At 53.0% G+C, this 20,247-nt stretch carries 16 protein-coding genes and 1 rRNA gene; 10 read left to right on the top strand and 7 right to left on the bottom strand.

Translation table 11 applies throughout. The annotated features are described in order from the left end of the window. The first annotated feature begins 5 nt into the window (after positions 1 to 5). The 8 genes from LG381_RS05790 to pepE all read left to right on the top strand — a co-directional run bounded on the left by LG381_RS05790 (position 6) and on the right by pepE (position 6,501). Positions 6 to 812 (top strand): SDR family oxidoreductase, encoded by an 807-nt coding sequence (locus tag LG381_RS05790; RefSeq protein WP_065228044.1) that lies wholly within the window; start codon positions 6 to 8, stop codon positions 810 to 812. A 9-nt stretch (positions 813 to 821) separates the two neighbouring features. Further along, complete coding sequence (locus LG381_RS05785) at positions 822 to 1,229, top strand: mannose/fructose/sorbose PTS transporter subunit IIA (RefSeq protein WP_105290447.1); 408 nt, start codon at positions 822 to 824, stop codon at positions 1,227 to 1,229. Next, complete coding sequence (locus LG381_RS05780) at positions 1,229 to 1,723, top strand: mannose/fructose/sorbose PTS transporter subunit IIB (RefSeq protein ID WP_001027842.1); 495 nt, start codon at positions 1,229 to 1,231, stop codon at positions 1,721 to 1,723. Before LG381_RS05785 ends, LG381_RS05780 begins: the two co-directional genes overlap by 1 nt. Positions 1,724 to 1,788: 65 nt before the next feature. Further along, positions 1,789 to 2,586: a PTS mannose/fructose/sorbose transporter subunit IIC gene (locus tag LG381_RS05775; RefSeq protein WP_000406331.1), complete on the top strand. Its 798-nt coding sequence runs from the start codon at positions 1,789 to 1,791 to the stop codon at positions 2,584 to 2,586. A gap of 10 nt (positions 2,587 to 2,596) precedes the next feature. Further along, positions 2,597 to 3,421, top strand: coding sequence for a PTS system mannose/fructose/sorbose family transporter subunit IID (locus LG381_RS05770; RefSeq protein WP_225762123.1), 825 nt, complete (start codon positions 2,597 to 2,599; stop codon positions 3,419 to 3,421). A 51-nt stretch (positions 3,422 to 3,472) separates the two neighbouring features. Continuing rightward, a complete protein-coding gene (gene sorE, locus LG381_RS05765) occupies positions 3,473 to 4,702 on the top strand; it encodes an L-sorbose 1-phosphate reductase (RefSeq protein ID WP_105290444.1) in 1,230 nt (409 codons plus the stop codon). Continuing rightward, the gene (locus tag LG381_RS05760; protein WP_222680071.1) at positions 4,695 to 5,507 is read left to right on the top strand and encodes a shikimate 5-dehydrogenase; all 813 of its coding nucleotides are present in this window, start codon (positions 4,695 to 4,697) and stop codon (positions 5,505 to 5,507) included. The genes sorE and LG381_RS05760 overlap by 8 nt, the downstream gene beginning before the upstream one ends. Before the next feature lie 304 nt (positions 5,508 to 5,811). After that, entirely contained in the window at positions 5,812 to 6,501 is a 690-nt protein-coding gene (gene pepE, locus LG381_RS05755; protein WP_032226505.1) for a dipeptidase PepE, read from the top strand. 89 nt (positions 6,502 to 6,590) lie between these two features. Here the strand turns inward: pepE and LG381_RS05750 are convergent, their stop codons facing one another. Further along, positions 6,591 to 8,222: a Na/Pi cotransporter family protein gene (locus LG381_RS05750; RefSeq protein WP_000956836.1), complete on the bottom strand. Its 1,632-nt coding sequence runs from the start codon at positions 8,220 to 8,222 to the stop codon at positions 6,591 to 6,593. A 169-nt stretch (positions 8,223 to 8,391) separates the two neighbouring features. Beyond that, positions 8,392 to 12,075 carry a methionine synthase gene (metH, locus tag LG381_RS05745; RefSeq protein WP_225762122.1) on the bottom strand — a complete coding sequence of 1,228 codons (3,684 nt, stop codon included), beginning with the start codon at positions 12,073 to 12,075 and terminating at the stop codon, positions 8,392 to 8,394. A gap of 199 nt (positions 12,076 to 12,274) precedes the next feature. Here metH and iclR point away from each other — a divergent pair, with 199 nt between their 5' ends. After that, positions 12,275 to 13,099 (top strand): glyoxylate bypass operon transcriptional repressor IclR, encoded by an 825-nt coding sequence (gene iclR, locus LG381_RS05740; RefSeq protein ID WP_000226416.1) that lies wholly within the window; start codon positions 12,275 to 12,277, stop codon positions 13,097 to 13,099. Positions 13,100 to 13,114: 15 nt separating this feature from the next. On the opposite strand, the gene aceK is transcribed toward iclR, so the two are convergent. From aceK to metA, 4 genes are all read right to left on the bottom strand, one after another. Beyond that, positions 13,115 to 14,839, bottom strand: coding sequence for a bifunctional isocitrate dehydrogenase kinase/phosphatase (gene aceK, locus LG381_RS05735; RefSeq protein ID WP_001137207.1), 1,725 nt, complete (start codon positions 14,837 to 14,839; stop codon positions 13,115 to 13,117). A 223-nt stretch (positions 14,840 to 15,062) separates the two neighbouring features. Beyond that, positions 15,063 to 16,367, bottom strand: a complete 1,305-nt coding sequence (gene aceA / locus LG381_RS05730; protein ID WP_000857853.1) for an isocitrate lyase — start codon at positions 16,365 to 16,367, stop codon at positions 15,063 to 15,065. Between the two features lie 29 nt (positions 16,368 to 16,396). Next, the gene (aceB, locus tag LG381_RS05725) at positions 16,397 to 17,998 is read right to left on the bottom strand and encodes a malate synthase A (protein ID WP_225762121.1); all 1,602 of its coding nucleotides are present in this window, start codon (positions 17,996 to 17,998) and stop codon (positions 16,397 to 16,399) included. Positions 17,999 to 18,266: 268 nt separating this feature from the next. Next, the gene (gene metA / locus LG381_RS05720; protein ID WP_001122790.1) at positions 18,267 to 19,196 is read right to left on the bottom strand and encodes a homoserine O-succinyltransferase; all 930 of its coding nucleotides are present in this window, start codon (positions 19,194 to 19,196) and stop codon (positions 18,267 to 18,269) included. Between the two features lie 156 nt (positions 19,197 to 19,352). Here metA and LG381_RS05715 point away from each other — a divergent pair, with 156 nt between their 5' ends. Continuing rightward, positions 19,353 to 19,796, top strand: a complete 444-nt coding sequence (locus LG381_RS05715; protein WP_222680074.1) for an acetyltransferase — start codon at positions 19,353 to 19,355, stop codon at positions 19,794 to 19,796. Positions 19,797 to 20,086: 290 nt separating this feature from the next. Here the strand turns inward: LG381_RS05715 and rrf are convergent. Continuing rightward, a 5S ribosomal RNA gene (gene rrf, locus LG381_RS05710) occupies positions 20,087 to 20,202 on the bottom strand. Between the last annotated feature and the right edge of the window lie 45 nt (positions 20,203 to 20,247).

Raw genomic sequence — 20,247 nt, 5'->3', positions numbered from 1 at the left:
CTGTTATGCAAACGTGGTTAAATTTGCAGGATAAAATCATTATCGTCACCGGCGGCGCATCCGGTATTGGTCTGGCGATTGTAGAGGAATTATTAGCACAAGGCGCAAATGTACAGATGGTAGATATTCACGGTGGCGATGGTCAATATGAAGGTCATAAAGGCTATCAGTTTTGGCCGACCGATATTTCCAGCGCCAAAGAGGTAAATCATACGGTAGCGGAAATTATCCAGCGTTTTGATCGCATCGACGGTCTGGTCAATAACGCCGGGGTCAATTTCCCGCGTCTACTGGTCGATGAGAAAGCGCCTGCCGGGCAGTATGAACTCAACGAAGCTGCATTCGAAAAAATGGTCAATATCAACCAGAAAGGCGTTTTTCTGATGTCGCAGGCGGTGGCGCGACAGATGGTCAAACAACATGATGGCGTGATTGTGAATGTTTCCTCAGAAAGTGGACTGGAAGGCTCAGAAGGCCAAAGCTGTTACGCCGCTACCAAAGCCGCGCTTAATAGCTTCACGCGATCCTGGTCAAAAGAATTGGGTAAACACGGTATCCGTGTAGTCGGTATCGCGCCGGGGATTCTGGAAAAAACCGGGCTACGCACGCCGGAATATGAAGAGGCGCTGGCGTGGACGCGCAATATCACCGTCGAGCAGCTGCGTGAAGGCTATACCAAAAACGCCATTCCTATTGGGCGCGCCGGAAGATTAGCAGAAGTCGCTGATTTTGTTTGTTATCTGCTGTCTGAACGCGCCAGCTACATCACCGGAGTAACCACTAACATTGCGGGCGGCAAAACACGCGGATAAGGAGGCTTTATGGTCAACGCCATTTTTTGTGCCCACGGCAAATTAGCTTGCGCCATGCTGGAATCGGTTCAGATGGTTTACGGCAACGCCAATGTTGAAGCCGTTGAATTTGTGCCCGGTGAAAACGCCGGAGACATCGTAGCAAAGCTGGAAAAGTTAGTAAGCATTCACAATCAAGATGAGTGGCTGATTGCCGTGGATTTACAGTGCGGCAGCCCGTGGAATGCGGCAGCGATGCTTGCGATGCGCAATCCTCGTCTGCGGGTAATCAGCGGCCTTTCTCTGCCGCTGGCTCTGGAACTGGTGGATAACCAGAGCAGTATGAACGCCGATGAACTTTGCGATCACTTGCTGACAATTGCCCAACAAACCTGCGTCGTCTGGAAACAACTTGAAACGACCGAGGAGGATTTTTGATGAACATTACGCTGGCTCGCATAGATGACCGTCTGATCCACGGTCAGGTCACCACCGTCTGGTCAAAAGTGGCCAACGCGCAACGGATTATTATCTGTAATGACGACGTATATAACGATGAAGTCCGCCGGACATTATTACGTCAGGCCGCACCACCGGGAATGAAGGTTAACGTGGTGAATATTGAAAAAGCCGTCGCTGTGTATCACAACCCACAATATAAAGATGAAACTGTTTTTTATCTCTTTACCCGACCACAGGATGCTTTAGCGATGGTTAGGCTGGGGGTGAAAATCGATACCCTGAATATTGGCGGAATGGCCTGGCGGCCGGGTAAAAAACAATTAACCAAAGCGGTTTCACTGGATGAAGACGATATACAGGCATTTTATGCGCTGGATAAACAGGGCGTGAAACTGGATTTACGCGTCGTGGCCTCCGACCCATCCGTTAATATTCTCGACAAAATAAAAGAACAGTTAGTCGCAAATTAAATAATAGCGCCTGTGTACATATGCTTTAACAGGCAGGGATGACGACACTTAAAAGGTGATAAATAATGGAAATAAGTACCCTACAAATCATTGCAATATTTCTTTTTTCCTGTATTGCCGGAATGGGCAGCGTGCTGGATGAATTTCAGACTCACCGCCCGTTAATTGCCTGTACGGTGATTGGTTTAATTCTCGGTGATTTAAAAACCGGAATTATGCTCGGTGGCACGCTGGAATTGATAGCTCTCGGCTGGATGAACGTCGGCGCGGCGCAATCTCCGGACTCTGCACTCGCCAGCATAATCTCCGCCATTCTGGTTATCGTTGGTCAGCAAAGCATCGCCACCGGAATCGCCATCGCGTTGCCTGTGGCTGCGGCAGGCCAAGTGCTGACGGTGTTTGCCCGTACCATCACCGTAGTGTTCCAGCACGCGGCGGATAAAGCAGCGGAAGAGGCGCGGTTTCGCACTCTCGATATTCTGCATGTCTCCGCGCTTGGCGTGCAGGCGCTGCGCGTTGCTATTCCGGCACTGATTGTCTCGCTGTTCGTCAGCGCCGATATGGTCAGCAATATGTTAAACGCCATTCCCGAATTTGTGACCCGAGGACTACAGATTGCTGGCGGTTTTATCGTGGTGGTCGGTTACGCCATGGTGCTACGTATGATGGGCGTGAAATATTTGATGCCTTTCTTTTTCCTCGGTTTCCTCGCAGGTGGCTACCTCGATCTCAGTCTGCTGGCGTTCGGTGGCGTCGGCGTGATCATGGCCCTGGTCTACATCCAGCTAAATCCACAGTGGCGTAAAGCTGAACCTCAACTCCAGGCCACCGCCTCCACCGCCCTTGACCAACTTGACGATTAACGGAGCCATCATGGAACAGAGAAAAATTACACGCAGCGATCTGGTGAGCATGTTTCTGCGCTCCAACCTGCAACAGGCGTCCTTTAACTTTGAACGTATTCACGGGCTGGGTTTTTGCTACGACATGATCCCCGCCATCAAGCGACTTTACCCATTAAAAGAGGATCAGGTTGCGGCGCTCAGGCGACACCTGGTGTTCTTCAATACCACGCCTGCAGCCTGTGGCCCGGTGATTGGTGTGACGGCGGCAATGGAAGAAGCACGAGCCAACGGTGCAGAAATTGATGACGGTGCAATAAACGGCATCAAAGTCGGCCTGATGGGGCCGCTGGCGGGCGTTGGCGACCCGCTGGTCTGGGGAACACTGCGCCCGATTACCGCCGCGCTCGGCGCATCGCTGGCGTTGTCCGGCAACATTCTCGGCCCGCTGCTGTTCTTCTTTATTTTCAACGCGGTGCGTCTGGCGATGAAGTGGTATGGGCTACAACTCGGCTTTCGCAAAGGCGTGAATATTGTCAGCGATATGGGCGGGAATGTGCTGCAAAAACTGACCGAGGGCGCGTCGATTCTTGGCCTGTTTGTCATGGGAGTGCTGGTCACCAAATGGACATCAATCAACGTGCCGATGATCGTCTCGCAAACACCTGCCGCAGACGGTTCCACCGTCACCATGACCGTGCAGAACATTCTTGACCAGCTTTGCCCTGGCCTGCTGGCGCTGGGTTTGACACTGCTAATGGTGCGTCTGCTCAACAAAAAAATTAACCCCGTATGGCTGATCTTCGCCCTGTTTGGCTTAGGGATTATCGGCAATGCGCTGGGCTTCCTGTCCTGATTCTTCGCCCCGGCGCGACTGCCGGGGCCATCGCTCAACATGAGGTGGTTTATGAAAACAACAGCTCTGCGTCTTTACGGTAAACGTGACCTGCGTCTGGAAACCTTTGACCTTCCTGAAATGCAGGAGGATGAAATTCTGGCGACAGTAGTCACCGACAGCCTGTGTCTTTCTTCCTGGAAAGAGGCCAACCTGGGTGAAAACCATAAAAAAGTGCCCGACGATGTGGCGACCAACCCGATCATCATCGGCCACGAGTTTTGCGGCGATATTCTGGCCGTCGGTAAAAAGTGGCAGCACAAATTCCAGCCAGGCCAGCGCTATGTGATTCAGGCCAACCTGCAACTGCCGGATCGCCCGGACTGCCCCGGTTACTCCTTCCCGTGGGTGGGCGGCGAAGCAACGCATGTGGTTATTCCCAACGAAGTCATGGAGCAGGATTGTCTGTTGGCATACGAAGGCGAGACCTACTTTGAAGGCTCGCTGGTTGAACCGCTCTCCTGCGTGATTGGCGCGTTCAACGCTAACTATCATCTGCAGGAAGGCACCTATAACCACAAGATGGGGATTCGCCCGCAGGGACGGACGCTGATCCTTGGCGGCACTGGCCCGATGGGGCTGCTGGCGATTGATTATGCGCTGCATGGGCCGGTTAACCCGTCGCTGTTAATTGTCACTGATACCAATAACGACAAGCTGAGCTATGCGCGGAAACACTATCCATCAGAGCCGCAAACGCTGATTCATTATCTCAATGCCACCGATGCAGCATTTGATACGTTAATGGCGCTGAGTGGCGGTCACGGCTTCGATGATATTTTCGTCTTTGTGCCTAATGAAGGACTGGTGACTCTCGCCTCTTCCTTGCTAGCGACAGATGGTTGCCTGAACTTCTTCGCCGGGCCGCAGGATAAACACTTCAGCGCGCCGATTAATTTCTACGATGTGCATTATGCATTTACCCATTACGTGGGCACGTCAGGCGGCAATACCGATGACATGCGCGCGGCGGTCAAACTGATCGAAGAGAAAAAAGTGCAGGCCGCAAAAGTGGTTACACATATTCTTGGGCTGAATGCTGCGGGCGAAACCACGCTGGAATTGCCCGCCGTCGGCGGCGGGAAAAAGCTGGTGTATACCGGGAAATATCTGCCGCTGACGTCACTCACGCAGATTCAGGATGAAGGCCTGGCGGCGATTCTGGCGCGTCATCAGGGAATCTGGTCCGGTGAAGCGGAGCAATACCTGCTCGCTCATGCAGAGGCGATTACTCATGATTAATCGCGATACTCAACTCTGCATGTCGCTTGCCGGTCGCCCCGGCAACTTCGGCACGCGTTTTCACAATTATCTTTATGAAAAGCTGGGGCTGAATTTCATCTATAAAGCGTTCACTACCCAGGATATTGCAGCGGCGGTGAACGGCGTCCGCGCGTTGGGGATTCGCGGCTGCGCCGTGTCGATGCCGTTTAAAGAAAGCTGTATGCCCTTTCTCGATGCTATCGATCCGTCGGCAAAAGTCATTGATTCAGTGAATACTATTGTAAATGACGAGGGCAAGCTGACCGGATTTAACACCGACTATATCGCGGTGAAAAATCTGATAGCCCACCACCAGTTTAATACCACCGCACGCGTGATGATTCGCGGCAGCGGCGGAATGGGCAAAGCGGTGATTGCCGCCTTTCGCGACGCGGGTTTTACGGATGTCGTCATCGCCGCCCGCAACCGCGAGAGCGGCCCGACGCTGGCGAAGCAGTATGGGTTTCAGTGGCAACCGCTGCCGGAAGGTATCGCCTTCGACATTCTGGTCAACGTGACGCCCCTTGGCATGACGGGCAGTAAAGAGAGTCATGAGCTGGCCTTCAGCGAAGCGATGGTCTCAACGGCAAGCGTCGTTTTTGATGTCGTAGCCTTGCCGCCGGAAACGCCGCTCATTCGCCTGGCGCAACGGCTTGATAAGCAGACGATCAGCGGCGCGGAGGTGATAGCCTTACAGGCCGTCGAGCAATTCGCGATGTATACCGGCGTGCGACCCGATGCGCAGCTGATTGCTGAAGCGGCACAATTTGCACGAGAAGGATAAGAAACATCAGCGCCTTAAAGGACGCTCAGATTACTGGCAAAGTGCGCGTTGTTTATGCCGGATGCGGCGTGAACGCCTTATTCGGCCTACAAAATATTGAAAATTCAATATTTTGTAATTATCTGGTAGGCCTGATACGCGTAGCGCATCAGGCCATCTTACGCTGTCATCAATCTCAACGCCTTGTTTGCCAACCGTCCCCAGAATGGCTGGTGCAATACACAACATCGTGAGCCATGTCAGTAAGTGGTGAAATTCGCGGTGGTAGCATGGCTCCCGTGATTTCTTACTAACCGGAGAAGTAATGGAACTGCTTTTATTGAGTAACTCGACGCTGCCGGGAAAAGCCTGGCTGGAACATGCGCTGCCGCTGATTGCTGAACAGTTGCAGGGTCGCCGTTCAGCGGTGTTTATTCCTTTCGCTGGCGTAACGCAAACCTGGGATGATTACACCACCAAAACGGCTGCGGTTCTCGCTCCGCTGGGTGTTTCTGTCACCGGTATTCATAGTGTTGCCGATCCTGTTGCCGCGATTGAAAATGCGGAAATCGTGATTGTCGGCGGTGGCAACACTTTCCAGTTACTGAAGGAATGTCGTGTGCGCGGTCTGCTGGCACCAATTGTTGACGTGGTGAAACGCGGCGCGCTGTATATTGGCTGGAGCGCAGGCGCTAACCTCGCTTGCCCAACTATCCGCACCACCAACGATATGCCGATTGTCGATCCGCAAGGTTTCGATGCGCTAAATCTGTTTCCGCTGCAAATCAACCCGCACTTCACCAACGCGCTGCCGGAAGGCCACAAAGGTGAAACACGCGAGCAGCGTATTCGCGAACTGCTGGTGGTTGCGCCAGAGTTGACGATTATTGGTCTGCCGGAAGGTAACTGGATCACGGTGAGTAAAGGTCACGCTACGCTGGGCGGCCCGAATACCACCTATGTGTTTAAAGCGGGTGAGGAAGCAGTACCGCTGGAAGCCGGGCACCGTTTTTAAGTAAATTGCCGGATGCATTATCCGGCATCTTGTACACAATGCCTGATGCGACGCTTGACGCGTCTTATCAGGCCTACAGGGTTCCTGTATTAATACTCGTCCCGCCCCTCATCTTCATCTGGCTGTTCCAGCACGCTGTAAGCCACCGAACAAAACAGCGAGTTCAGACGCTGCATATCTCCCAGCAAGCCTAAATGTAACGAACTGGTTTCAATACTCTGCACGTTTTGCTGATGCAAGCGATCGACGTGAGCGTGGGAATAACGGCGATTAAGAATGCGAAAACGATGCTTACTGCGGCGTAAACGACGGGCGCTGGTGACATCGCCAGAGAAGAAAACCGACATAGCCAGCTTTAAATTGCTGAGCAATTGCTCATAGAGCGCATCCAGTTCCTTCAACCCATCAATCGAAAATGCCCGCCGCGCTGCCAGCGATTTGTCAGCAATTTCGCTGCCCATACGCTCGACAATATCGGAAGCCTGTTCCAGATTGAGCGCCATTTCAATGATTTCCGCCCAGCGACGAGACTCTTCCTCCGCCAGTTCCTCTTTTGGCATCCGCGCCAGGTAAAGTTTAATCGCGGTATATAACACGTTGATATCATCCGCCAACTTGCGCAGCTCTTTCTCTTCACGAGGCGCGCCGTGCATCACTTTATTCAGCCCTTCCATCATCTGTTCCATTGCGTCACCGATGCGCAATGTTTCGCGCGCCGCATTGGCCAGGGCGAGCGTTGGCGTATCCAGCGCGCTAACGTCCAGATGTTTCGGTTTCAGATGGGCGTCCAGTTCGGGTTCATCGCGAATAATCGTTTTGCAAAACCGCGCCATCGGGTCAACAAATGGCAGCATTACCAGACAGCGCACAAGGTTGTAGAAGACGTGGAAATAGATAACCAGTTCCGCTTTTGGCAAAGGCAGTTTATCCATGGATTCAGCCAGAACATGGACAAACGGCAGGATAATCAGGCTTCCCACCAGCTTAAACAGCAGGCTACCCAGCGCCACGCGACGTGCAGCGGCATTGGCGGCACTGTTGTTGAGCATCGCCAGCAGGCCGGAGCCGAGGTTAGCGCCGATGACCAGGCAGAGCGCCACCGGGAAGGAGATAATGCCTGCGGCGGTCAGGGTGGCGGTCAGCAGTACGGCGGCAAGACTGGAGTAACTGATAATGGCGAACATCGCGCCAATCAGCGCATCCAGTAAAATATCGCCAGTCAGCGAGGCAAAGATCACCTGAACGCCGTTAGCCTGGGTGATCGGCGTTACTGCCTGCACAATCAACTCCAGTGCCAGCAAAATCAGCCCAAGACCGATACCGACGCGCCCCAGTTGCCCGGCGCGCGACTGTTTGCGTCCGAGGAAAAAAATCACGCCGATAAAAATAAGTAACGGTGACAGCCAGGATAAATCGAAGGTAAGAATACGCGCCATTAGAGCCGTCCCGACATCTGCCCCCAGCACAATGACCAACGCGGGTGCAAGGGCAACCAGATCCTGAGCGACAAACGACGTCACCAGCATGGTGGTGGCATTACTGCTCTGTACCAGTGCGGTAACGCCTATCCCCGCGCAAAAGGCGAGCGGCTTCTTTTCGACGCTCCGGCTGAGGACGGTACGCAGGCGCGCACCGAAGACGCGCATTACGCCGGTACGAACAATATGAGTCCCCCAGACCAGCAGGGCGACGGCAGAAAGCAGGTGAAGCAGTGTTAACACGAGTTCAGGTTCTCCTTATCGTTATATGCTCCTGAAACAGATACCGAAGGGGGCGAGCTGCGCTTTTCCGGTTCGATATAAGACCAGTATAAGTGTTTCATATTAATAAAGAGACAGGGCACTCATTGAGCGCCCTGTTTGTTGTAAGGAAAAGTGACAGATTTGTGAATCAGTCCGCGTCATACCCCAGATTCGGCGCCAGCCAGCGTTCAACATCAGCAACGCTCATGCCTTTACGGCGGGCATAGTCTTCCACCTGGTCGCGCTGAATTTGCGCCACGGCGTAATACTTGCTGTCCGGGTGGCTGAAATACCAACCCGAAACTGAAGCACCAGGCCACATCGCGAAAGATTCCGTGAGTTTCATGCCGGTGTGTTTTTCCACTTCCAGCAGCTCCCAGATGGTGGCTTTTTCCGTGTGTTCCGGGCAGGCTGGGTAGCCTGGTGCCGGGCGGATTCCCTGATAGTTTTCGCGGATCAGCTCTTCATTGCTGAGGTTCTCGTTCGGCGCATAACCCCAGTAAACTTTACGTACCCGCTCATGGAGATACTCCGCAAAGGCTTCAGCCAGACGGTCGGCAAGGGCTTTCACCATGATTTTGTTGTAATCATCGTGCTGCGCTTCGAACGCTTCTGCCAACGCGTCCTCTTCCAGCCCGCCAGTCACGGCAAATGCGCCAATGTAATCCGCTTTACCAGAAATCTTTGGTGCCACGAAATCCGCAAGGCAGTAGTTGGCGAAGCCGGTTTTTTCCGTCTGTTGGCGTAGATGGTGGCTGACGTTGATCACATTGGTGCGTGTTTCGTCGCGGTAGATTTCAATGTCGTCGCCCACACGGTTTGCCGGGAACAGACCAACCACGCCGCGTGGATTCAGCGTTTTTTCGGCGCTTAATTTATCCAGCATGTCATTGGCGTCTTTAAACAGGCGTTTCGCCTCAACGCCTACCACTTCATCTTCCAGAATGCGCGGATACTTCCCGGCCAGCGACCAGGTCATAAAGAACGGCGTCCAGTCGATGTAATTACGCAGCGTTTCGATGCTGGCTTCGACTTCCTGCACGCCGAGACGGTGTGCCACCGGCGGCGTGTAAGCCTGCCAGTCAAAAGCGAAATCGTTATCACGCGCCGCTTCCAGCGTGACTGGTGGCGTGCGCGGTTTCTTGCGCCCGTGCTGAATACGCACGGTTTCGTACTCTTTGCGGGTACGAGCGACAAAGTCATCACGCTGAGTATCGGAAAGCAGCGCCGCCACGACGCCAACGGTGCGTGAAGCGTTCTGCACATACACCGTCGGGCCGCTGTAGTTCTGCTCGATTTTCACCGCCGTGTGCGCTTTTGAGGTCGTCGCACCGCCAATCAATAGCGGAATAGTAAAGCCTTGACGCTCCATCTCTTTCGCCACGTTAACCATTTCGTCCAGCGACGGCGTGATCAGCCCCGAAAGACCAATCAAATCGGCATTCACTTCTTTGGCAGTGCGGAGAATTTTTTCCGCAGGCACCATCACGCCGAGATCGACAATTTCGTAGTTATTACATTGCAGCACCACGCCAACGATATTTTTACCGATATCGTGGACGTCGCCCTTCACGGTGGCGATAACCATCTTGCCGTTGGTTTTGCCCTGCTCTTTGCTGGCTTCAATAAACGGTTCGAGATACGCCACCGCTTGCTTCATTACGCGCGCCGATTTGACCACCTGCGGCAGGAACATTTTTCCTTCGCCGAACAGATCGCCGACCACGTTCATGCCGTCCATCAACGGGCCCTCAATCACTTCAATCGGGCGCGTAGCCTGCTGGCGGGCTTCTTCGGTATCCTGCTCGATAAACTCGGTAATGCCTTTTACCAGCGAGTATTCCAGACGTTTATTCACTTCCCACGAGCGCCACTCCGCCTGCTGGGCGTTAGCGGTGTCGTCGGTTTTGCTGCCGCGATATTTCTCGGCAAGCTCCAGTAAACGCTCAGTGCCATCGTCGCGTCGGTTGAGGATCACATCCTCCACCGCGTCGCGCAGCTCGGCGGGTAGATCGTCGTAAATTGCCAGTTGCCCGGCGTTGACGATCCCCATATCCATACCGTTACGGATGGCGTAGTAGAGAAACACTGCGTGAATAGCTTCGCGTACCGGATCGTTACCACGGAACGAGAAGGAAACGTTGGAAACGCCGCCGGAAATCAGCGCGTGCGGCAGTTCGCGTTTGATGTCTTCACACGCGCCGATAAAGTCCTGCGCGTAGTTGTTGTGCTCTTCAATACCGGTTGCGACCGCGAAGATGTTCGGGTCAAAGATGATATCTTCCGGCGGAAAGCCAACCTCTTCGGTGAGGATTTTGTACGCCCGACGGCAAATCTCGATTTTCCGCGCGCGGGTATCGGCCTGTCCCTGTTCGTCAAAGGCCATCACCACCACTGCTGCACCGTAACGACGCAACAGTTTCGCGTGATGGATAAAGGCATCGACGCCCTCTTTCATTGAGATAGAGTTAACAATGCCTTTGCCCTGAATACACTTCAGACCTTTTTCAATGACCTCCCATTTTGAGGAGTCGATCATAATCGGCACGCGAGCGATATCCGGTTCACCCGCAATCAGGTTGAGGAAACGCACCATCGCCGCTTCGGCGTCGAGCATCCCTTCATCCATATTGATATCGATAATCTGTGCGCCGTTTTCCACCTGCTGACGCGCCACGTCCAGCGCCTCGCTGTATTTCTCTTCTTTGATCAGGCGTTTGAACTTAGCGGAACCGGTGACGTTGGTGCGTTCACCCACGTTCACAAACAGGCTATCGTCGCCAATGTTCAGCGGCTCCAGGCCTGATAAACGGCAGGCTACGGGGATCTCCGGCAATTTGCGCGGCGCTAATCCTTCTACTGCACGGCTCATCGCCGCAATATGTTGAGGAGTAGTGCCGCAGCAACCGCCGACGATATTCAGGAAGCCCGCTTGCGCCCATTCGCGAATCTGCTTTGCCATCGTGTCAGCGTCGAGATCGTATTCACCAAAGGCGTTAGGCAGCCCGGCGTTCGGGTGCGCAGTGACGTAACATTCTGCTATACGCGACAGCTCCTGAACGTACTGGCGCAGTTCGTCTGGCCCCAGTGCACAGTTGAGGCCGAAAGTCAGGGCTTCGGCATGGCGCAGAGAGTTGTAAAACGCTTCAGTGGTTTGCCCGGAGAGCGTGCGCCCGGAGGCGTCGGTAATGGTGCCGGAGATCATAATCGGCAGTTCAACGCCCAGGGCTTCAAACTCCGTTTTCACCGCAAATACCGCCGCTTTGGCGTTGAGGGTGTCGAAGACGGTTTCAATCAGAATCAGGTCTACACCGCCTTCCACCAGTGCTTTGGTGGATTCGCGATAGGCTGCCACCAGCTGATCAAAGGAGATGTTACGGAATGCCGGATCGTTTACGTCCGGAGAAATAGATGCTGTGCGGTTGGTTGGGCCGAGAACGCCGGCAACATAGCGCGGTTTATCCGGCGTGCGGGCGCTCCACTCGTCGGCACAGGCACGCGCCAGTTTCGCCGCAGCAAAGTTGATCTCTGCCGACAGGGATTCCATCTGGTAATCCGCCATCGCAATGGTCGTGGAGTTGAAGGTGTTGGTTTCGATGATATCCGCGCCTGCTTCAAAGTAAGCGTTGTGGATAGCGGCGATCACGTCCGGTTTACTGAGCACCAGCAGGTCGTTGTTGCCTTTGAGATCGCATGGCCAGTCGGCAAAGCGTTCACCACGAAAATCGGCTTCGTTCAGTCGATAGCTCTGGATCATGGTGCCCATACCGCCGTCCAGCACCAGAATACGTTCATTTAACTGCGCACGCAGTTGTTCCACTTTGCTGCTCACACTTGCTCCCGACACGCTCAACCCAGATTTAATAAAAATTCAACAAACCATACTGGCATAAACGCATCTGCGGTAAAAGCGACCACCACACAACATGAGATTTGTTCAACATTAACTCATCGGATCAGTTCAGTAACTATTGCATTAGCTAACAATAAAAATGAAAATGATTTCCACAATACAGAAAAAGGAGGCTGTCATGGTCGCACCCATTCCCGCAAAACGCGGCAGAAAACCCGCCGTTGCCACCACACCTGCGACTGGACAGGTTCAGTCTTTAACGCGTGGGCTGAAATTACTGGAGTGGATTGCCGAATCCAATGGCAGCGTGGCGTTAACCGAACTGGCGCAACAAGCCGGATTACCCAACTCTACTACCCATCGATTGCTCACAACCATGCAGCAACAAGGCTTTGTCCGTCAGGTTGGCGAACTGGGTCACTGGGCGATAGGCGCACATGCTTTTATGGTCGGCAGCAGCTTTCTCCAGAGCCGTAATTTGTTAGCTATTGTCCATCCTATTCTGCGTAATCTGATGGAAGAGTCTGGCGAAACGGTCAATATGGCGGTGCTCGATCAAAGCGATCACGAAGCGATTATTATCGACCAGGTACAGTGTACGCATCTGATGCGTATGTCCGCCCCTATCGGCGGTAAATTACCGATGCACGCTTCCGGTGCCGGTAAAGCCTTTTTAGCCCAACTGAGCGAAGACCAGGTGACGAAGCTGCTGCATCGCAAAGGTTTACATGCCTATACCCACGCAACGCTGGTTTCTCCTGTGCATTTAAAAGAAGATCTCGCGCAAACGCGCAAACGAGGTTATTCGTTTGATGATGAGGAACATGCGCTGGGACTGCGTTGTCTCGCGGCGTGTATTTTCGATGAGCACCGCGAACCGTTTGCCGCAATTTCGATTTCCGGGCCGATTTCACGTATTACCGATGACCGCGTAACCGAGTTCGGCGCGATGGTGATTAAAGCGGCGAAGGAAGTGACGCTGGCATATGGTGGAATGCGGTAACTTTTCGCCTCCGATTTATACAAACCGCACGCTAAACCGCTGCCTGCGCCGATAAGCATAGACATCTTCTACATGCCCCTCACGGATACGTTTTTGTAAGGCGCGCCAATAATCGGCGCGGAACAAGTCAGCGTGCATATCTTCAAACAGCGAGCCAATGCGCGGATCGGCACATAACCAGTGACGGAACTCTTCCGGGAAAACATCGCCTGGCGAGACGCTGTACCACGGTTCGCTGGCGAGTTCGTCTTCCGGGTAGCGCGGCGGCGGGATGTCACGGAAATTAACTTCCGTCATGTAGCAAATTTCGTCGTAATCATAAAACACCACGCGACCGTGACGAGTGACGCCAAAGTTTTTAAATAGCATGTCGCCTGGGAAGATATTGGCGGCGGCAAGCTGGCGAATGGCGTTGCCATACTCTTCAATAGCGTCGCGCAGTTGCTGCCCTTCAACTTGCTCAAGCCAGATATTGAGCGGCACCATCCGCCGTTCGATATAGAGATGGCGAATCACAATTTGTTCTCCAAGATCGGTGATTTTTTCCGGCGCTTCCTGGAGCAGTAATTCCATTAATGCCGGGGAAATATGCCGCTTCTCTAGTACAAAGTTTTCAAATTCCTGGGTATCCGCCATTCGGCCAACACGATCGTGTTCCTTAACCAGTTGATAGCAGGCGCGGACATGAGCAGCAGACATCTCTTTCTGCGGCGCGAATTTATCTTTGATCACTTTGAATACCCGATCAAAACCCGGTAGCGTGAACACCAGCATCACCATTCCACGAATGCCCGGCGCTTCAATAAACTGTTCATTACAGCCCTGTAGATAAACGAGATATTCGCGGTAACTTTCGGTTTTGGCGTGTTTCTGGCAGCCGATAGCCATATACAGTTCTGCGGTGGTTTTTCCCGGCAGAATTTCCCGTAACCATTCGACCAGCGCAGCAGGCAGCGGAGCGTAAACCATAAAATAGGATCGCGCGAAGCCAAAGACGATGCTCGCTTCGGCGGTCGTCGTCAGGCAGGTATCAATAAACAACTCGCCGTCGTCCGTCTGGTGGATCGGCAGCAAAAATGGCAACGTGCCGGAAGGCGTGATCAGTTTGCCCACCAGCCAGGCGGCTTTATTGCGATAAAACAGTTCGTTCGCCACCTGTAGATGGCTTTCGGCGAGGTTGTCTGTCCCCAGCGTTTCCGTCAGATGGCGAATGATGTAATGAATGTCACGGCTTTTATTTTGCCAGCGCAGACGCAACGGCAGGTCACTGATAACGCGCATCAGCAAAGATTCCCAGCCGTGATCGGGGTAGAAATCTTTCGCCAGTGGGCGTGGAATGGTACGAAAGCGGCGCTCTGGCTGGGAGCTAAAGATAAAAAGCCGCTCGGGAGTAAGCGAGCGGTGGTCAAATAACCGACAGTACACGGAGTTAAAAAAGCTCTCCGCAATCTCGAAGCGCGGGTAATCCGGCAACAGCCGGGTGTAATGCTCTTTGACGTGTAGTAAAAATGCCGCGTCCGTGCTTTGCCCGTTGGTGATACAGCGCAATTGCTCCACCACCAGACCAACGTGATGATCATAAAGATGGATACGGTTTTTCATCGCCTGCTGGACAGCGTGCCAGTCGGCTTGTTCGAAACGCTGCTGCGCCCCGGAAGTCACTTCGAGGAATCGACCATACTGGGCGTCAAAACCTTGCAAAATCGTTTGTGCAATCAGTAATTCCAGGCCACGCGGCATTTGTCGCCCTCATCAGGGAGCAGAGAATTGCCGGAAAAGACGCGCAAGCGTCACATCAGGCATCATGCGCCGATTGCCGGATGCGGCGTGAACGCCTTATCCGGCCTACAGTCAGCAACATTTGTAGGCATGATAAGACGCGTCAGCGTCGCATCAGGCGCTGATTGCCGGATGCGGCGTAAACGCCTTATCCGGCCTACAGTCAGCAACGTTTGTAGGTTGCTTAGAACTGCGATTCTTCGGTGGAGCCGGTCAGCGCGGTAACTGACGACGTGCCGCCCTGAATAATGGTCGTCACTTTATCGAAGTAACCCGTACCCACTTCCTGCTGGTGAGAAACGAAGGTATAGCCATCTTTCGCGGCAGCAAATTCCGGTTGCTGCACTTTCTCAACATAGTGCTTCATACCTTCACCCTGCGCATAGGCGTTTGCCAGGTCGAACATGTTGAACCACATGCTGTGGATACCGGCCAGGGTGATGAACTGGAATTTGTAGCCCATATCCGACAACTGCTGCTGGAAGCTGGCAATAGTTTTGTCGTCGAGGTTTTTCTGCCAGTTGAACGACGGCGAACAGTTATAAGCCAGCAGCTTGCCCGGATATTTCGCGTGGATAGCTTCCGCAAAGCGACGCGCCAGTTCCAGGTCTGGCGTGGAAGTTTCACACCAAACCAGGTCGGCATACGGCGCATACGCCAGACCACGGCTGATCGCTTGCTCAATGCCCGCATGAGTACGGAAGAAGCCTTCACTGGTACGCTCGCCGGTAATAAATTCGCTGTCATACGGGTCGCAATCGGAGGTAATCAGATCCGCCGCATCGGCATCGGTACGAGCAACCAGTAGGGTTGGAACGCCCGTCACGTCAGCAGCCAGACGCGCCGCGACTAGTTTCTGAATAGCTTCCTGAGTTGGCACCAAAACTTTGCCGCCCATGTGACCGCATTTCTTCACTGATGCCAGCTGATCTTCGAAGTGAACTGCCGCTGCACCGGCTTCAATCATCGCTTTCATCAGTTCAAAGGCATTAAGTACACCGCCAAAACCGGCTTCCGCATCGGCAACGATCGGCAGGAAGTAATCGACATAGCGCGGATCGCCCGGCTCAATGCCAGCAGACCACTGGATCTGATCCGCACGACGGAAGGTGTTGTTGATCCGCTCCACCACTGCAGGCACCGAGTTTGCCGGGTAGAGCGACTGGTCCGGATACATGCTGGCCGCCAGGTTAGCGTCCGCCGCTACCTGCCAGCCAGACAGGTAAACCGCTTCGATACCCGCTTTCGCCTGTTGCAGCGCCTGACCGCCAGTCAGTGCACCGAGGCTGTTGATGTAGCCTTTTTTCGACTCGCCGTGCAGCAGACGCCACATTTTCGCCGCCCCCAGTTGCGCCAGCGTACATTCCGGATTGACCGAACCGCGTAATTTCACCACATCTTCCGCGCTGTACGGACGGGTAATGCCTTCCCAACGCGGTTGAGTCCACTCTTTCTGTAATTCTTCAATTTGTTGTGTACGGGTTTTCATGTGCAGATGCTCCATAGTTATGTGGTGGTTTACGCTAACAGGCGGTAGCCTGGCAGGGTCAGGAAATCAATTAACTCATCAGAAGTGGTGATCTGTTCCATCAGGCGTGCGGCGTCGTCAAAACGCCCCTGGGAAAAACGTTCTTCGCCCAGTTCGCTGGCAATGACCTTCATCTCTTCCCCCAGCATCTGGCGGAACAGGGCTTTGGTCACCGGTTTGCCATTACTCAAGGTTTTTTGATGATGGATCCACTGCCAGATGGAAGTACGGGAGATTTCAGCCGTCGCCGCATCTTCCATCAGGCCATAAATCGGCACACAACCGTTGCCGGAGATCCATGCTTCGATGTACTGGACAGCTACGCGAATATTGGCGCGCATACCCTCTTCGGTGCGATCACCGTCACAAGGTACCAGCAGTTGATCGGCGGTAATCGGCGCGTCTTGTTCGCGCATCACCTCAAGCTGATTTTTGCGGGAGCCGAGGATGTCGTTGAAAACCGCCATTGCGGTATCCGCAAGGCCTGGATGGGCGATCCATGTGCCATCGTGACCGTTATTCGCTTCCAGCGATTTATCCGCTTTCACTTTGTTGAGCACCTGGTTATTGCGCTCTTCATCTTTGCTCGGAATAAACGCCGCCATGCCGCCCATCGCAAATGCGCCGCGTTTATGGCAGGTTTTGATTAACAGGCGTGAGTAGGCATTAAGGAACGGTTTATCCATCGTCACAGCCTGTCTGTCTGGCAGGACACGATCGGAATAGTTTTTCAACGTTTTGATATAGCTGAAGATGTAATCCCAGCGACCGCAATTCAGACCCACAATATGGTCGCGCAACGCATAGAGAATTTCGTCCATCTGGAACACGGCAGGCAGCGTTTCGATCAGCAACGTCGCCTTGATAGTGCCGCGCGGCAGATTAAAGCGATCTTCGGCATAGCTAAAGACTTCGCTCCACCAGGCCGCTTCCTGCCAGGACTGGGTTTTCGGCAGATAGAAATAGGGACCGCTGCCTTTTGCTAATAGCGCCTGGTAGTTGTGGAAGAAATAGAGGGCAAAATCAAACAGGCTGCCAGGGATCGCTTCGCCGCGCCAGGTGACATGTTTTTCCGGCAAGTGCAGACCGCGTACCCGACAAATTAAAACAGCCGGATTGGGTTTGAGTTGATAAATTTTGCCGGATTCGTTGGTGTAACTGATGGTGCCGTTAACCGCATCACGCAGGTTAATTTGCCCGTCGATCACTTTGTTCCAGTCCGGAGCCAGTGAATCCTCGAAATCGGCCATAAAGACTTTCACATTGGCGTTCAGCGCGTTGATCACCATCTTGCGCTCAACGGGTCCGGTAATCTCTACGCGGCGATCTTCTAAGTCCGCAGGAATCCCGCGAATTTTCCAACCGCCATCACGAATGGAAGCTGTTTCCGAAATAAAATCAGGCAACGTTCCGTTATCAATTTCCTGCTGCTGCTGAATGCGCGCTGCCAGAAGTTTATTGCGTTGTGGCGTAAAATGCGTCACCAGCTCAGTCAGAAATTCTACCGCTTCGGCAGTAAGGATTTGCTTCTCCTGCTCGCCATACGGCATTGTGAAAGCCAGTTCATCGGTTGTTGTTGCCTGTTCAGTCATCGTGCAGCTCCTCGTCATGGATCCGAAAACTTCCCCACTGTGAACGAAGGATCGTTGTGCGCTTTTCGTTCAGCACAACTAAGACTACTCATTTAAAATGCAAAATCAAAAACAATTTCCATTTTTAATTTAAATTGCATTTAACTTACTGATAACAATAAGAATAAAATTTATTCACCTGTTGCGGTGTGTTTCGGAAATAAAAAAGGCACCCGAAGGTGCCTGAGGTAAGGTGCTGAATCGCTTAACGATCGAGCTCAGCAGAAGATTAATCCAGCGTAGGATTCATATGGCGTAGATCGTATGGCGTGATCTGGTAAACGTAATAGTTGAGCCAGTTGGTAAACAGCAAATTGCCGTGGCTACGCCAGCTCGCTCGCGGTTTGTTTTGCGGGTCGTTGTGCGGGAAATAGTTATACGGAACATCCGGATTTAGCCCGGCTTCCACATCGCGGAAATATTCCTGTGCCAGCGTTTGCGCATCGTATTCCGGATGCCCCGTTACAAAGGCAATGCGCTTATCTTTGCTGGCAAACAGATATGCGTCCCCTTCTTCTGTCTCCGCCAGAATTTCCAGATCGGTGTAATCACGAATCAACGCTGCCGGAAAGTCTGCATAACGCGAATGTGGCGCCAGAAATGAATCATCAAAGCCACGCGTCAGAAGCGCATGGGGATGGAGAATATGATGCTCGTAAACGCCAGAGAGTTTGTCGGTGCGGGTTTGCTTAGGAATGCCGTAGAGGATATTGAGCGCGGCCTGAACCGCCCAACAGACAAACAGCGTTGAGGTGACGTGATCTTTCGACCACTCCAGCACCTGTTTGATCTGCGGCCAGTAAGCGACGTCATTAAACTCCACCAGACCCAGTGGCGCGCCAGTTACAATCAGACCGTCAAAGTTTTGTTCCTGAATATCTTCAAAGTTACAGTAAAAATTATTCAGATGCTCTGCGGGCGTGTTGCGCGATTCACGGGAATCGATGCGCAACAGCTGAATATCGACCTGCAAAGGTGAGTTTGAAAGCAGGCGTAAAAACTGATTTTCAGTTTCGATCTTCTTCGGCATCAGGTTAAGGATAAGCACCTTTAGCGGACGAATTTCCTGACCAGACGCGCGAGAAGTTGTCATCACAAAGACATTTTCTTCACGCAAGAAATTGACGGCGGGCAGCTCGTCCGGCACACGAATCGGCATAACCTGATTACCTCTTTACATACGCTTATACGTTTAGACATCCAGATAGCTGAAGATAACCAGAAAATTTGCCAATGTCGAGCCTGCATGTCAAAGGTGAGAAAGTTTCAAGGAAAAGATTGCGTTAGGATATAAGCACCAATAAAAGGAGAGAAAATGGTTATTAGTATTCGCCGCTCACGGCATGAGGAAGGGGAAGAGCTGGTTGCAATTTGGTGTCGTTCTGTCGATGCCACCCATGATTTTTTATCAGCAGAGTATCGGGCCGAGCTGGAAGAGCTGGTACGTTCGTTTCTGCCGGAAGCGCCATTGTGGGTCGCGGTTAATGAGCGGGATCGGCCGGTTGGGTTTATGTTGCTAAGCGGACAGCATATGGATGCGCTGTTTATCGATCCTGATGTGCGTGGCTGCGGCGTGGGTCGGATGCTGGTGAAGCATGCGCTCTCAATGGCCCCGGAACTGACAACCAACGTTAATGAGCAAAATGAGCAGGCGGTGGGGTTCTATAAGAAGATGGGGTTTACGGTTACCGGGCGTTCTGAAGTGGACGATCTGGGAAAACCGTATCCATTGCTGAATCTGGCGTATGTGGGGGAATAATGCACTGTTGCCCCCTACCGTGCCTGCGTAGACCGGACAAGACGCGCCAGCGTCGCATTCGGCATTTTTTGCACCAGCGCAAAAAGGCCCAGTCTTCCGACTGGCCTTCTGCTTTATCTGATGCCTGGCAGTTTATGGCGGGCGTCCTTCCCGCCACCCTCCGGGCCGTTGCTTCGCAACGTTCAAATCCGCTCCCGGCGGATTTGTCCTGCTCAGGAGAGCGTTCACCGACAAACAACAGATAAAACGAAAGGCCCAGTCTTTCGACTGAGCCTTTCGTTTTATTTGATGCCTGGCAGTTCCCTACTCTCGCATGGGGAGACCCCACACTACCATCGGCGCTACGGCGTTTCACTTCTGAGTTCGGCATGGGGTCAGGTGGGACCACCGCGCTACGGCCGCCAGGCAAATTCTGTTTATCAACATGTCCTGTTCCGACATGTCGATTTAA

It is taken from the genome of Escherichia sp. Marseille-Q3837 (assembly GCF_916618735.1).
In the GTDB taxonomy this organism is placed as follows: Bacteria; Pseudomonadota; Gammaproteobacteria; order Enterobacterales; family Enterobacteriaceae; genus Escherichia; species Escherichia ruysiae.
The sequence above is the reverse complement of the archived record's forward strand: the minus strand, read 5'-3'. Positions and strand labels throughout refer to the sequence as shown.